13 protein-coding genes are annotated in these 14,778 nt (G+C 64.5%); 2 read left to right on the top strand and 11 right to left on the bottom strand.

From position 1 onward, the window contains the following. Positions 1-108: 108 nt before the first annotated feature. The 6 genes from IVB28_RS14555 to IVB28_RS14580 form a co-directional block, all read right to left on the bottom strand. Entirely contained in the window at positions 109-543 is a 435-nt protein-coding gene (locus tag IVB28_RS14555; protein ID WP_247527092.1) for a hypothetical protein, read from the bottom strand. A 478-nt stretch (positions 544-1,021) separates the two neighbouring features. Next, entirely contained in the window at positions 1,022-1,723 is a 702-nt protein-coding gene (gene lexA / locus IVB28_RS14560; RefSeq protein ID WP_094890533.1) for a transcriptional repressor LexA, read from the bottom strand. A gap of 175 nt (positions 1,724-1,898) precedes the next feature. Continuing rightward, positions 1,899-3,110 carry a gephyrin-like molybdotransferase Glp gene (gene glp / locus IVB28_RS14565; RefSeq protein ID WP_247527093.1) on the bottom strand — a complete coding sequence of 404 codons (1,212 nt, stop codon included), beginning with the start codon at positions 3,108-3,110 and terminating at the stop codon, positions 1,899-1,901. 163 nt (positions 3,111-3,273) lie between these two features. Next, entirely contained in the window at positions 3,274-3,465 is a 192-nt protein-coding gene (locus IVB28_RS14570; protein ID WP_247527094.1) for a hypothetical protein, read from the bottom strand. A 169-nt stretch (positions 3,466-3,634) separates the two neighbouring features. Continuing rightward, the gene (locus IVB28_RS14575) at positions 3,635-4,258 is read right to left on the bottom strand and encodes an HAD family phosphatase (protein ID WP_247527095.1); all 624 of its coding nucleotides are present in this window, start codon (positions 4,256-4,258) and stop codon (positions 3,635-3,637) included. Positions 4,259-4,295: 37 nt separating this feature from the next. After that, complete coding sequence (locus tag IVB28_RS14580) at positions 4,296-5,429, bottom strand: alpha-hydroxy acid oxidase (protein WP_247527096.1); 1,134 nt, start codon at positions 5,427-5,429, stop codon at positions 4,296-4,298. Positions 5,430-5,748: 319 nt separating this feature from the next. Here IVB28_RS14580 and IVB28_RS14585 point away from each other — a divergent pair, with 319 nt between their 5' ends. Further along, complete coding sequence (locus IVB28_RS14585) at positions 5,749-7,086, top strand: S41 family peptidase (RefSeq protein ID WP_247527097.1); 1,338 nt, start codon at positions 5,749-5,751, stop codon at positions 7,084-7,086. A gap of 111 nt (positions 7,087-7,197) precedes the next feature. Here IVB28_RS14585 and IVB28_RS14590 read toward each other — a convergent pair whose 3' ends face one another. Continuing rightward, positions 7,198-9,918 carry an EAL domain-containing protein gene (locus IVB28_RS14590; RefSeq protein WP_247527098.1) on the bottom strand — a complete coding sequence of 907 codons (2,721 nt, stop codon included), beginning with the start codon at positions 9,916-9,918 and terminating at the stop codon, positions 7,198-7,200. 313 nt (positions 9,919-10,231) lie between these two features. Between IVB28_RS14590 and IVB28_RS14595 the strand changes: the two genes are divergently transcribed. Further along, the gene (locus IVB28_RS14595) at positions 10,232-10,396 is read left to right on the top strand and encodes a Flp family type IVb pilin (protein WP_247321581.1); all 165 of its coding nucleotides are present in this window, start codon (positions 10,232-10,234) and stop codon (positions 10,394-10,396) included. A 3-nt stretch (positions 10,397-10,399) separates the two neighbouring features. On the opposite strand, the gene moaC is transcribed toward IVB28_RS14595, so the two are convergent. Genes moaC through IVB28_RS14615 form a run of 4 tightly spaced genes read right to left on the bottom strand, consistent with a single transcriptional unit; the run spans position 10,400 to position 14,670 of the window. Next, positions 10,400-10,912, bottom strand: a complete 513-nt coding sequence (gene moaC / locus IVB28_RS14600) for a cyclic pyranopterin monophosphate synthase MoaC (protein WP_247527099.1) — start codon at positions 10,910-10,912, stop codon at positions 10,400-10,402. Between the two features lies 1 nt (position 10,913). Further along, positions 10,914-11,735 carry an indole-3-glycerol phosphate synthase TrpC gene (gene trpC / locus IVB28_RS14605; protein WP_247527101.1) on the bottom strand — a complete coding sequence of 274 codons (822 nt, stop codon included), beginning with the start codon at positions 11,733-11,735 and terminating at the stop codon, positions 10,914-10,916. A gap of 8 nt (positions 11,736-11,743) precedes the next feature. Next, positions 11,744-12,757, bottom strand: a complete 1,014-nt coding sequence (gene trpD / locus IVB28_RS14610; RefSeq protein ID WP_247527102.1) for an anthranilate phosphoribosyltransferase — start codon at positions 12,755-12,757, stop codon at positions 11,744-11,746. Between the two features lie 14 nt (positions 12,758-12,771). Then, complete coding sequence (locus IVB28_RS14615) at positions 12,772-14,670, bottom strand: peptidylprolyl isomerase (RefSeq protein WP_247527104.1); 1,899 nt, start codon at positions 14,668-14,670, stop codon at positions 12,772-12,774. Positions 14,671-14,778: the final 108 nt, after the last annotated feature.

Here is a 14,778-nt window from a genome sequence, read left to right on the forward strand (position 1 = left end):
GCGGCGGGCCGGCGGATCGATTTTCATGAGAACACAAACCGCCGCGCTCGCCGGCCTCGGCCGGCGATGGCATCTCAATCCTGGCCTCGACCTGTCAATCGGGTGAGGTCAACCGATCGGCAGACGCGTGACGGTCGGCCGGCTGTCGGCGATGATCTGCGGCTTGTGCTCGCGCTCGCTGACCGGCTGGGTCACCGGCAGTTGCAGCACGGTTGCGCGCTGGCCTTCGACGAGCTGCGTCACCAGCACGTATTTGCCATCAGGGAATTCGACCGCGTCATGATGGCGATCAGGAATGTGCGGATCGATCTTGCCGAACTTGCCGACGCGCGAATTGACGGTGCGCGTCCAGATCCAGCGGTTGTCGTAACGGACGTCGTCGGCGAAGGCGAGCTCCGTTCCCGGAAGCAGGCAGACCGCAACGGTGGGGTCGGCCGCTGAAGCAAACCCACGCGTCGAGGTGCCGCGGAAGCTTGTCGTGACGATCGTCTCGCCGACTTCCGCGGGGCGCGATGCAACGGCATGCAGGCTGTAGTCACACATCGGGTGCTCCTCATGCGAAGATAGCAACCCGCGCCTCCCTCGGAGGCGCAAGCCTCTATCAGAGTGGAAACATGCAACGCTCTGCTTGGTTGTAGGCAAATCTGCGGCTGCGATCCGCAAGACGCGATCACATTATCTTTCCCGAATTCGGTAGGAACAAAGCCGGCTCGCGCGTATTCGGCGCACGCACGTCAATGACCGGCGCTGTCGCGCCGCACTCAAACGATCTGGCGCTTGGCTGTCTCCTCGAACCCGAAAGGCCGCGACGCGATGCTGCTAGCCGAGGCCTGCCGAGGTGTAACCGTCGAGGAGGGAGCCGGATAATCTGTGCAGCACCAGAAGACTATCCAGCCGAAGCGGACGATCATCCGCTCCAATCTCTGATCGGCGATGCCGATCGAAGGCGCACGCGAGGGCGCCGAATTCTTCCGTACCGAATACTTTCGTATCGAATATTTCGTGTCGAGGCCTTCCGGAATCAGTACTTCCGGTAAAGCCCGATCAGCTTGCCCTGAATCTTCACGCGGTTCGGCGGCAGGATGCGCACCTCGTAAGCGGCGTTGGCGGGCTCGAGTGCGATCGAGGCGCCGCGGCGGCGGAAGCGCTTGAGCGTGGCCTCTTCGTCGTCGATCAACGCCACCACGATGTCACCGGTATCGGCGCTCTCGTTGCGCTGGATCAGCGCCATGTCGCCGTCGAGGATACCGGCCTCGACCATGGAATCGCCGCGCACTTCGAGTGCGTAGTGCTCGCCGGAGCCGAGCATATCAGGCGGCACGCTGATGGTATGGCTGCGGGTCTGCAACGCCTCGATCGGCGTGCCGGCCGCGATGCGGCCCATCACGGGCACTGCCACGGGCCGCTCGCCCTCGTCCGCGGACGGGCTGGAGCTCGCGCGGATCTTGCCGAGATTGCCTTCGATGACGCTCGGCGTGAAGCCGCGTCGGCTGCCCGCAGCAGCCTGAAGCTCCGGCAGCTTGATCACCTCGATGGCGCGGGCGCGGTTGGGCAGGCGGCGGATGAAGCCGCGCTCCTCGAGCGCTGTGATCAGGCGGTGGATGCCTGACTTCGAGCGCAGGTCGAGCGCATCCTTCATCTCGTCGAAGGACGGCGGCACGCCGCTTTCCTTCAAACGTTCGCTGATGAACCGCAGAAGCTCGTATTGTTTGCGCGTTAACATCTCGACCAAAGTCCCCCGGTTGATGCGTTCGATTCCGAGACGATGAATTCAGCGATAAGCCGCTACATCCTCGAAACAAATCATGAACGGACACTATATGTTCGATACATGTTCCGCAACTGCTTAATTTACCGTGAACAGAGCCGAGCTCGCGGAATGCGTGTGGCCGTGCAGCTCAAGCGGGGAGGCGCACCACTTCGCAAGGGCTGCCGGCCTCGGCCTTCGGCGCGAACGGCGCGCGCACGAGAAGTACCTGTGCTGCAGCAAGATTCGCAAGCAGAGAGGAGTCCTGATGGCTGACGGGAATGGCGAGGAGCGTGCCGTCGTCACGCAGCTCCAGGCGCGCGCGCAGATAGTCCTCGCGCTGGTCGTTGGCGCCGAGATCACGGCCCAGCACGGCGTGCTCGCGACGATGATGAATCACTGAACGGCCCGACAGCGCGCGAATCAGCGGCACCATGAACAGGAAGGCGCACACATAGGAGGACACCGGATTGCCGGGCAGGCCGATCACGCGCATCGCGCCGAGCCGTCCGTGCATCATCGGCTTGCCGGGCCGGATAGCGATCTTCCAGAACGTCATCGAGACGCCTTCGTCGCGGAGCGCCTGCTGGACCAGATCGTGGTCGCCGACCGACGCGCCGCCGGTCGTGATCAGGATATCGGCACCGCTCTCGCGGGCCCGGCGGATGCCGGCGGAGGTCGCCTCCAGCGTATCGGCGGCAACACCGAGGTCGATGGTCTCGGCGCCCTCGCTGCGGGCGAGCGCGTGCAGGGCGTAGCCGTTGGAATAGACGATCTGGCCGTGTTCGGGCGTGGTGCCCGGCATCACCAGCTCGTCGCCGGTGGCGAGGATCGCGACCTTCGGCCGGCGGCAGACGGCAAGATGCGGGTGATTCATTCCGGCCGCGAGCGCGAGATCGCGCTCTGTCAGACGGGTTCCCTTGCGCAAGAGGACATCGCCCTCACGGAAGTCGACGCCCGCCCGGCGGATGTGCCGTCCGGCGATCGCCGCTTCCTTGATCGTGACGCACTTGCCGTCCGCGACGGTGTCCTCCTGGATCACGACCGCGTCGGCGCCATCGGGAATGACGCCGCCGGTGAAGATCCGTACGGCTTCTCGGGCGCCGACCGTTCCTGCGAAAGGACGGCCCGCTGCGACCTCGCCGATGACGGTCAGCCGGGATTCGATCGTTGCCGCATCGGCGGTGCGTACGGCATAGCCGTCCATCGCCGACATCGCTTCCGGCGGCTGCGTGCGCCGCGAGGCGACGTCGCGCGCGAGCACGCGATGGTAGGCCTCGTCGAGGGAAGCCATCTGTTCAGGCAGCGGCTCTGCGCCCGCCAGCACCGCGGCAAGCGCGTCAGAAACCGGCATGAGGGCCACGGCGAAAACTCCTGCTCGGCACGGTCGGGCGAATGTTCCGCAGGTCTTCTAGCCGCGCGCGGGCGCGGAGGCAAAAACAGCTGAGCGGGCACACTTCATCCCGCCGCTTCATATTCTTCTGGAAGGCAGACCAAGAGTCGCGGCAGGTTCCGAAGAACCTGACTCAGCGCCCTGCCTGCCCGGGACTTACGTCTGGCGCCTTCGGCCCCTGATCCTTGTCGGGCAGCGGATCGGCCTGGGATTTCAGGTCGGCGGCCTTGCTCACCAGCTTGGCGGAAAGCTCCGAGTCTGAAGTTGTCCTGGCGAACTCAAGAAGGAGAGAGGCCTGCTTGGTAAGGTAGGTTTTGCCCAACACGATGATGCGTCCGTCCGTAGAAGTCCCAACGGACAGTAGAGTCCGGAAGACGGTAGTCCGTTCCGGGAACTCTGTATAAAAATGCACAAAGTGATCGGGTTCCTAAGTTTCTTCAAAATTAGTTCCGGCCGGCAGTGATTTCGGAGCGGCCTCGCGGCATCGGATTGTCTCAGATGCCCAATGCCTTCAAGGCATTCCCCACGTCTCGGGGCGAGGTCACATGGACCGCAGTCAAGCCGCGCGCCCGCGCGCCCTCAATGTTCTCGGCGAGATCGTCGAAGAACACGATGCGCTCAGCCGGCACGCCGATCGCCGCGACGACATGGTCGAAAGCCTCCGCATCCGGTTTGCGCAGGCCGATGCTGGACGACAAATACAGTTCACGGAAATGGCCGAGCAGATCGGCATATTCCTTCGAGAAATGATCGACATGCGGCCGGTTGGTGTTGGAGAAGGCGTAGAGCGGCATCTGCCTCGCCGCGCGCGGCAACAACTCGGCTATATCGGGCATCTCGCCAGCGAAGATCGCGTTCCAGCCCTCCAGGAACTGCGCATCCGAAATGCCGATTCCGAGCGAAGCGCGTAGGGAGGCGAAATAATCCTCGTCGCTGATCTTGCCGACCTCGTGCAGCCGGTAGGCCTCGTCACGCACATAGCGCGCGACGATGGACTCAGGCTGGCAGCCGGCATGCCCCGCCCAGCAGGCGATCGCCTTGGAGAAGTCGATGTCGAGCACCACGCGCCCGAGATCGAACAGAAGCGCATCCGCGCTGCCGGGGGAGAGCGATGTCACCTGCGTCCTTTCACTCGGTATCGGCAAGAGCGGCAAGTCAGTATCGATAAGGCTCGTGATCGAACAGCGGGAATGCGCTGAACACACTCGGCGCGTTGGTGGCGGTCGCCGGATGCAGGCAGGTTTTGTCGACCTCGGCAAACGAAGTGGCCCCCAAGAGTCCGAGGCAGCGCAGCACCTCGTCCTCCAGGAGCTCCAGCATCCGTGTGATGCCGGCTTCGCCGGCCGCCGCCAGCGCCCAGCATTGCAGCCGGCCGATGCCGACGAGGTCTGCGCCTGCCGCGATCGCCTTGACGATGTCGGTGCCGCGACAAATGCCGCCGTCGACCATGATCTTGGCGCGCCCCTTCACGGCCTCGACGATCTCGGGCAACACATGCATGGCACCGCGGCCATGGTCGAGCTGGCGTCCGCCATGGTTGGAGACATAGATCCATTCGACGCCGTGATCCACCGCGATCAGCGCGTCTTCGGCGGTGGCGATGCCCTTCAGGATCAGCGGGATCTTGAACTTGTCCTTGATCATCTTCACGGTCCGCCATTCCAGGCCCTTCTGGAAATCGCCGCCCGTGGCGCGCAGGCGGCTCTCGCGAACGTAGCGCTTGGCGATGTCACGTTCGCGGCGGCTGTAATGGGCGGTGTCGACGGTCAGGCAGAACGCGGCGTAACCGTTCTTCTCGCTTCGGCTGACGACATCGGCGACGAAGGCGTCATCGCCGCGGACATAGAGCTGATAGAGACGGAGCGCATCGGGAGCCATCTCGGCGGTCTTCTCCAGGCCCGGTTCGGACACCGAGCTCAGCATGTGCGCTGCACCGAAGGCGCCGGCACCGCGCGCGACGCTCGCCGCGCCATCGGGATCGAAGATCTCGAGCGCGCCGACGGGGGCGAGCACCACCGGCAGGCGCATCTTGCGGCCGAACTGCTGAACCGAGCCGTCCACCTTGCGGACGTCGCGCAGCACACGCGGGCGAAAGGCAATCTCGTCCAGCGCCATGCGGTTGCGGCGCATCGTGGTTTCGGTCTCGGCGGCGCCGACGATGTAGTCCCAGGCGTTCTGGTTGAGGTTGGCCCGCGCTTTCCGGACGAATTCGTGCAGATTCTGGAACAGCTCGTTGCTGGCGCCGAGTTCGACGTTCCGTTCCGGCCGGATGCGGGGTGCTTCGTTCATTGTTATCCTCCCGAGAATTTGAAGACTTATGTCTTCGCGTAACCCGTCCAGCCCTCCAAAACTATCCTAAAATCGCATAGCTGCGAGGCGTGACCGGCCTTCCGATTCCCCTTGCGGGCGGACCAGTCCTGTAACGTTGCCAAAAGTTTAGGCCCGAACGAAGCGAATTCTGCGGAGTACCCGTCGGCGTGGCATCCCGGCCTTGAAGAAACCAGAATGGTATTGTGAGAAGCGGACTGGATCGCCAATTGCATGGCGCTTCCCCAGTCTCAAGCGACGAGCCCAAGCGAACCGGCAAAGCACAAAGGCCAGCCCAACCATGCGGAAATCCCTGCTGTTCCCTCTGGGCGCGCTCACCGGAGCGTGTCTGACTCTTCTGGTAGCCAGCCCGCACGGCGGCGTATGGGCGGCGCGGGCGGCGGCGGGTGCGAATGATGCCTACTCCCAGCTCAACCTGTTCGGCGAAGTGTTCGAGCGCGTAAAGGCGAGCTATGTCGAGAAGCCCGACAATGCCAAGCTGGTTGAGGGTGCGATCACGGGCATGGTGACCTCGCTCGATCCGCATTCGCGCTACATGAATGCGAAGGCCTGGACCGAGATGCAGGAGACCACCTCCGGCGAGTTCGGCGGCCTCGGCATCGAAGTCACGATGGAAGAGGGCCTCGTCAAAGTCGTCTCGCCAATCGACGACACGCCGGCTTCGAAGGCCGGCTTGATGTCCGGCGACCTCATCAGCAAGATCGACGGCGAGGCCGTGCAGGGCATGACGCTCGAGCAGGCCGTCAACAAGATGAAGGGCCCGGTCGACACCCAGACCAAGCTCACCATCGTGCGCAAGGGCGCCGACGCCCCGCTCGATGTCGCGCTCAAGCGCGAGATCATTCATGTGCGCCCCGTGCGCTTCCATGTCGAGAACGGCGACATCGGCTATATCCGTGTCACCTCGTTCAACGAGCAGACCACCGACGGCCTGAAGAAAGCGATCGCCTCGATCACCAGGGACGTCTCGCAGGACAAGCTCGTCGGCTACGTGGTGGACCTGCGCAACAATCCGGGCGGACTGCTCGACCAGGCCGTGTCGGTGTCGAGCGCGTTCCTGCAGCGCGGTGAGGTCGTCTCGACCCGTGGGCGCAGTCCGGAAGAGACCCAGCGCTTCACCGCGCATGGCGGCGACCTCACCAAGGGCAAGCCGCTGGTGGTGCTGGTCAATGGCGGCTCGGCCTCGGCCTCGGAGATCGTGGCCGGCGCTCTGCATGACCACAAGCGTGCCACGATCATCGGCACGCGCTCGTTCGGCAAGGGCTCGGTGCAGACGATCATTCCGCTCGGCGCCGGCAATGGCGCGCTGGCGCTGACCACGGCGCGCTATTACACGCCGTCGGGCCGCTCGATCCAGGCCCAGGGCGTCGCCCCCGACATCGAGATCCTGCAGGACGTGCCTCCCGAGCTGAAAGGCCGGATGGACACCATGGCGGAGTCGCAGATGCGCGGGCATCTGTCGGCCGGCGAGGGCGGCGAGCAGACCGGATCCCAGTCCTACGTTCCACCGAAGCAGGAGGACGACAAGGCCCTGCATGCGGCCTTCGACTTCCTGCACGGCGTCACCGCGAATGCGGTTGCGGCCAAGCCCGCGCCGAAGGCTGCGGTGCCGAACTAATCTTTGCGGCTTCGAGACATCGATATCGCCCGGGAGTGCATCACCACTCCCGGGCGATTTCGTTTGCAGGACCGTCTCAGTGATCCGTAGCCCGGATGGCGACGTTCGGACCTAACCTGCCTCGCGGCGGCGGCTCTCGCCGCCTTCACGCAGGGCGAGATGGCTGCGATGCAGCGCGAACAGCTCCAGTACCTTATCGGCGGGCTTGGCGGCGCTGAAAAGATAGCCCTGCATCTCGGAACAGCCGAGCGCGCGCAACAGGCGCTGCTGCTCCTCGGTCTCGACGCCCTCGGCCGTGGTGGTCATCCGGCGCGCGGTCGCCAGATTGACGACGGCCTGGACGATGCTGGCGGAGCCGTCGGGACCGGCGATGTCCTCGACGAAACAGCGGTCGATCTTGATCTTGTCGAACGGGAAGCGGTGCAGATAGCTGAGTGAGGAGTAGCCGGTGCCGAAATCGTCGAGCGCGATGCGCACGCCGATGGCCCGGAGCTGGTGCAGGATCGTAAGCGCAACATCGTCGTCGCGGATCAGCACCGCCTCGGTGATCTCGAGCTCCAGCCGGCTCGCAGGCAGATTCGAAGCGGCGAGCGCCGCCATGATTTTCAGCGCCAGCGTGCCGCTCTTGAATTGCACCGGCGAGACGTTGACGGCGAGGCGGATGTCATCGGGCCAGTTCGCAGCATCCCGGCAGGCGGTCGCCAGCACCCATTCGCCGATCTCGTTGATCAGTCCGGTATCTTCGGCGATTGGGATGAATTCCGCCGGCGAGACCATGCCGCGCTCGGGATGGCGCCAGCGCACCAGCGCCTCGCAGCCGGTGATGCGATCGTCCTTCAGGCCGAGGCAGGGCTGGTAATAGACCTCGAGGCCGCCGTGAGCGATGGCATGGCGCAGGTCGCTCTCGAGCTGCCGCCGTTCGCGCGCGTTGGCATCCATCTCCGGTTCGAAGAAGCGATAGGTGTGGCGTCCGGCGGACTTGGCGGCGTACATCGCCATGTCCGCGTTCTTGAGGATCTGGTCGAGCGCGGTGCCGTGTTCAGGTGCGAGCGCAATGCCGATGCTGGCATCGGTGTTGAGATGATGGCCCAGGCAGTCGAACGGCGCGCGGATAGATTCGAAGATCCGTGCGACGAGCTCATTGACCTGATCCAGCGATGTCACCGCGCTCTGGACGATGGCGAATTCGTCGCCGCCCAGCCGCGCCACGAAATCCGCCGGGCCCGCACAGCGACGCAGGCTTGCGGCAACCGATTTCAACAGCTCGTCGCCGACCAGATGGCCCAGCGCGTCGTTGACGCCCTTGAACTCGTCAATATCGATGTAATGCACCGCGATCTCTTCGCCGTTGCCGACAGCGGCGAGCTCCTCGCGCAGGTGCTCGTGGAACATGGTGCGGTTGGGCAGATCGGTCAGCGCGTCGTAATGGGCAAGGTGGGTGATGCGCTCCTCGATGCGACGGCGTTCGGTGATATCCTCATGGGTTGCCACCCAGCCGCCGTCCGCGAGCGGTTCGTTGAGGATGTGGATCGAGCGGCCGTCGGAGGTTTCGACCACCATCGAGTTGCGGGCATGGATGTCCTTCAGCACGCGCGCGACATAATCGTCCACGTCGCCGGCGAACGAGCCGGTCACCTTGCGATGGGCGATGATGTCATGGAAACTGCAGCCGGGCTTCACGATTTCGGCCGACAAACCGTACATTTCGATGTAGCGCTGATTGCAGACCACCAGCCGCCGCTCCGCGTCGAACAGCAACAGGCCCTGCGTCATGTTGTTGACGGCGCGGTCGAGCCGCTGCTTTTCCAGCGTCAAGCGTTCCCGCGACAGGCGGTGCTGCTCCAGCAGCTTGCGCACGACCGCGATCAGCACGCCTGCGATGGCGAGCGCGGAAGAGGCGGCGACCGAGATCAGGATGCCGATCTGCTCGCGCCAGTCCGTGAGTGCAGCCGCGCGCGTCGTGGTGGCCATCATCAGGATCGGGAAGTGGGGCAGGGCGCGCGAGGAAATCAGCCGGTCGTCGCCGTCGACCGGACTTACGAAACGGCCGGCGAAGTGGTCGAGGCCAAACACCCTCTGGTGCGCAAACGAACCATTTTTGAAGTTCCGCCCCATCAATGCGCTGGAATTCGGATACCGGGCGAGTAGCGTGCCGTCGCGGTGCAGCATCGAGATCGTCGCGTCTTCGCCGAGCGCGACCGAGGCGAAGAATTTCTCGAAATTGGCGGGCTCGATGCCGCGTCCAACGACACCCAGGAACTCGCCGGTGGGCCCGACGACCTTGCGCACGATCAGAACGGTCCAGGCACCGGAGATGCGACTGTGCAGGGGCTCGATCAGGACGTCCGGTGAATAGGGATCGTATTTGAAGGTGCGGAAATAGCTGCGATCGGCGACGTTCACTTTCGGAGCAGGCCATGCCGTCGAGGAATTGATCAGATTGCCTTCGGCGTCGATGATGTTGACGCCGCCGATGTAGGGCAGCGCCTCGATCTTCGAGCGCAACATCCCGTGGACGTCCTGGCCCGAGAGGCGCTTGCGATAGTCGACCGCATTGTTGATCCCGGTCGTGCGGACGTGGTCGACGAAATCCTTCTGGATGACCGCGAAATCCTGCAATTGCTGATCGAAATGATGGGCGAGTAGCAGCACCGTGTTGTCCAGCTCGCGGCTGGAGTTGCGCAGCGCCCGCTCGCGGAAATTCTGTGCCATCAGGACCGAGCCGATGGCAATTGCCGCGATCAGCAGCGCGCCGCCCACCACCAGCCAGCGGATCGGTCCGCCGCGCACGAAGGCCTGGTTAAAGAGGCGATTGCCAAATCTCGTCATCATGCTGGATCATTGCCGTGCACACGTCAGGGTCAATTCTTGGCCCCGGAAACATCCGTTGGTTTACGGGAACGGGGTGGAGGCGAAGTTAGGAAGCGCGGTTAATGTGATGTGAACGGCCGCGCGCAAAAGCAATCGATGTGCCGGACGCAACGCCGTGCAGGAATTGCCGCGGGCTGCCCCGATGCCGGTCAATTTCTGCCGGCCCCGCCGTGATCAACCAGAGCTTAACCATCTAACATGTTGGCGGCCCTCGAAAGCGCATTGGCACGTGATTTGCGAACACATCTGCCAACACCCAGAGGAGGACACGGTCATGACCAACATTCTGAAGAGTTTCATCGCCGACGAGCGTGGTGCGACCGCGATCGAATACGGCCTGATCGCCGCCGGGATCGCGCTTGCGATCATTACCGTCGTGAACGGCATGGGCAGCAGGCTCAGCACGAAATTCGCGTCGATCAGCACGTCGCTGAAGTAACGATCAGGCGCGATAATGGCCGGACTTGCCGCCGAGCTTCTCGACGAGGTGGATGCCTTCGATGCGCACGCCGCGCTCGACCGCTTTGATCATGTCGTAGATTGTGAGGCAGGCGACCGACACGGCGGTGAGGGCCTCCATCTCGACGCCGGTCGGGCCCGTCACCTTCACGCTGGCGCGAACGAGGCAGCCCGGCAATTTCATGTCAGGCTCGATGTCGAGCGTCACCTTCGACAGCGCGAGCGGATGGCAGAGCGGGATCAGCTCCGAGGTGCGTTTGGCGGCCATGATGCCGGCGATGCGGGCGGTGCCGAGCACGTCGCCCTTCTTGGCGTTGCCTGACACGATCAGGTCGAGCGTCGCCCTGGTCATGACCACGCGGCCTTCCGCGACCGCCAGCCGCTCGGTTGCCGGCTTGTCGGACACGTCGACCATTCGCGCCTCGCCCGAGGCACCGATATGGGTGAGGGCGGGGCCGGCCTTGGTCGGTTTGGTCTTCGCGGGCTTGCGCGCCATGTCAGCGCGTGCCCATCGCGCGCGGCGCAATCTCACGCGCGAGCAGGGTGCGCGTCGCCGCGCTGACATCGGCCTGTCGCATCAGGCTTTCTCCGACAAGGAAGGTCGACGTGCCGACGCGCTCGAGCCGGGCGAGATCGGCCGGCGTGAAGATGCCGCTCTCGCCGACCATCAGCCGGTCCCCCGGGATCAGCGGCGCCAGCGCTTCGCTGGTGGCGAGCGAGGTTTCGAAGGTGCGAAGATTGCGGTTGTTGACCCCGATCATCGGCGAACGAAGTTTCAGCGCCCGGTCGAGCTCGGCGCGGTCGTGGATCTCGATCAGCACGTCCATGCCGTAGGCCGTCGCGGCGTCTTCGAGGTCCCGGGCGGCGGCATCGTCGAGCGCCGCCATGATGATCAGGATGCAATCGGCGCCATGCGCACGGGCCTCGACCACTTGATAGGTGTCGAACATGAAATCCTTGCGTAGCACCGGCAATGACGTCGCCGCACGCGCCGCCACCATGAAGTCGAGATGGCCCTGGAACGAGGGCGTATCTGTCAGCACCGACAGACAGGCCGCGCCGCCGGCTTCATAGGCCTTGGCAAGCTGGGGCGGATCGAAATCGGCGCGGATCAGCCCTTTCGACGGCGAGGCTTTCTTCACCTCCGCGATCAGCGCGTAATCGCCATTGGCGTGCTTGGCCTTGATCGCGCGCACGAAGCCGCGCGGCGCGGCTTGCGCTTTGGCCTTTGCCTCGACGGAAGACAGCGGCTGCGCGCGCTTGGCCGCGGCGATCTCCTCACGCTTGTAGGTTTCGATCTTGGTCAGGATATCCGACATGGGGACGCTCAGCCGTTCGAGACCGCGATCAGGTGCTTCAGCCGCGCGTTTGCCGCGCCGCTGTCGATCGCCTTGGTGCCGATAGCGACGCCCTCCTTGAGGTCCTTGGCGCGGCCGGCCACGACCAGCGCGGCGGCGGCGTTCATCAGGGCGACGTCGCGGTAGGGGCTTGGGTTGCCATCGAGCACACTTTGCAGGGCGACCGCATTGGCATCGGCGTCACCGCCCTTCAGCGCGCCGGGCTCGCAGCGCGGCAGGCCGGCGTCCTCGGGCGTCACCTCGAAATTCCGGATCTCGCCGTTGTGGAGCGCGGAGACGAAGGTCGGGCCGGTGAGGGTGATCTCGTCGAGACCGTCGGAGCCGTGCACCACCCAGGCGGATTGGGACCCGAGATTCTTCAGCACCTGCGCCAGCGGCTGCACCCATTGCCTGGAGAACACGCCGACCATCTGGCGCTTGACACCGGCAGGATTCGACAAGGGACCGAGCAGATTGAAGATCGTGCGTGTCGCCAGTTCGACCCGGGTTGGGCCGACGTTCTTCATGGCGGGATGGTGGGCGGGGGCGAACATGAAGCCGATGCCGCATTCGCGCACGCAGTGTCCGACCTGCTCGGGCCTGAGGTCGATCTTCACCCCGAGCGAGGCCAGCACGTCGGCCGCTCCCGAGCGCGACGACAGCGCGCGGTTGCCATGCTTGGCCACCGGCACGCCGGCGCCCGCAACAATGAACGAGGCACAGGTCGAAACGTTGACGGAGCCGGAGCCGTCGCCGCCGGTGCCGACGATATCGACGGCCTCAGACGGCGCCGTCACGGTCAGCATCTTGGAACGCATCGCCGTAACCGCGCCCGTGATCTCGTCCACCGTTTCGCCGCGCACCCGCAGGGCCATCAACAGGCCGCCCATCTGCGAGGGCGTGGCCTCGCCGGACATCATGGCGTCGAAGGCGGAAGCGGCTTCGTCACGCGACAGGCTGGCGCCGGTCGCCACTTTTCCAATGATCGATTTCAGGTCGTCCATCGCGTGCTTTCAACTCACTGGTTCGCGCCGGTCACCTGCGCGAAGGCGGCCTGATTAATGGTGGTCCCGATGTCGGTTTCAAGCTTGTTGACGTAGGAAGCGATCTGCTCCTCGGTCTGGGCGCGGTCGAGGCTCTCCTTCAGCTTCTTGATCGCGTCGGAGGCGGCGTCGACCGCGGGATCGATGATGTCGGTGACGCGGAAGACCACGACTTCGCTGCCACCGCTGACTGCCGCCTGTCCGACGCCGTCCTTTGCGGTGCGGAAGGCAGCCGACACTATTGCTGCAGGAACGCCGGCGGGCGAGTCATCACGCTTGATGCCGGCCGCGGTCTCTACCTTGGCGCCGAGCGCTGAGGCTTCATCGGCGAGCTTGCCGCCCGTTTCGAGCTTCTGCACCATCTCGGTCGCCTTGGCCTTGAGCTTGGCCGCGATCTGATCCTGGCGCCAGCGCGCTTCGACCTGGTCGCGGACCTCGTCGAGATTGCGGTCGCGCGAGGGCGTGATGGCCAGCACGTCGTACCAGACATAGCCGCCCTTGAACGAGATCGAGTCGTTGTCGACGCCGACATCGGTGTTGAAGGCCTGCGACACCACGTCGAGGCCTTGCGGAATGTTGGCGATCGGCTGGCCGTTCGGGGCGCGGCCGGAGCGGTCGACGGCGTCGATGGTCACGGCGGTGAGGCCGAGCTTCTGCGCCGCGTCGATCACACTGGAGCCGCCGCCGCGTTCGTCTTCCATCTTGTCGCGGAGATCGGCGACCTTGAGGCGCGCGCGCTCGGTGGCGATCTCGCGCTTGATGTCGCCGGCAAGGCTGGCGTAGTCCGCCTCTTTGCCCGGCTCGATCTTGTCGACCTTGACGATCGCGACGCCGAGCCCGCCCTGGATCGGCTGGCTGATCTCGCCGGCAGGAAGCGCGAAGGCGGCGTCGCCGACTGCGGCAGTGAGCGAAGACTTGGTCACGAGTCCGAGGTCGACGTCGGAGGCGCTCAGCCCGCGCTCCTTGCCGAGGTCCTCAAACGACATTCCCCCGACGAGGCGCTCGCGTGCGGCCTGCGCGTCGGCGAGGTTCGGAAACACCAATTGCTGGATCTGGCGCTTCTCCGGCGTGCCGAGCCGGTCCTTGCGCAGCTCGAAAGCCTTCTTGGCGTCCTCGTCGGAGACCTCGCTCCATTTGCCGATCTCTTCCGGCGAGACCACGACGAAGGCGATCTTGCGATATTCGGGCGCTCGGAACTGGACTTTATGATCCTCGAAATAGGCGGCGAGCGTCTCGGGCGAGGGCGCGTCGATGGTGCCTGCCTGGGCAGCGTCGAGCTTGACGAACTCGATGGCGCGCTGCTCGTTCTGGAAGCGCGTCAGCACGTCGAGCATTGTCTTCGGCGGTTCGAGGCCGGCGCCGATCGTGCCGGTGAGCTGCCGCCGCAGCGACACCTTGCGCTGTTCGGCGACGTAACGCTGCTCGGTATAGCCGAAATTGCGGATCACGGCCTGGAAGCGGTTCGCATCGAAATTGCCGCCGACGCCCTTGAAGTTGGGATCGTTCATGATGACCTGGCGGATCTGCTCGTCGGACTGACCGAGCCCGAGCCGGCGGGCCTCCTCGTCGAGGGCGGCTTCGGCGATTGTCTGCTGGAGGACCTGGCGGTCGAGGCCGAAGGCACGCGCCTGATCCGGCGTGAGCGGACGGCCGAACTGGCGGCTGATCTGTTGCAGGCGGTCGGTATAGATCTGGCGGAACTCATTCAGCGAGATCTCGGTGCTGCCGATCTTGGCCACCGTGGACTGCCCGAATCCCTTGAAGATGTCGGCGATGCCCCAAATGCCGAAACTGACGATCAATACGCCCATCACCACGGCCATAATGGTCTTGCCGAGCCAGTTTGATGAGGCCTTGCGCATTCCTCGAAGCATTTGGTCCAACTTGTTTGAGCAGGAGGGGAACGGGAGCGCGTCTTAATGCAGATTCAGCAAAAGCGCCTCACCAAATTGATCAATCATCATAAAGTGGTGGCTTTCCCC

Origin of the sequence: Bradyrhizobium sp. 199 (assembly GCF_023073355.1) — a bacterium.
Taxonomy (GTDB): domain Bacteria; phylum Pseudomonadota; class Alphaproteobacteria; order Rhizobiales; family Xanthobacteraceae; genus Bradyrhizobium.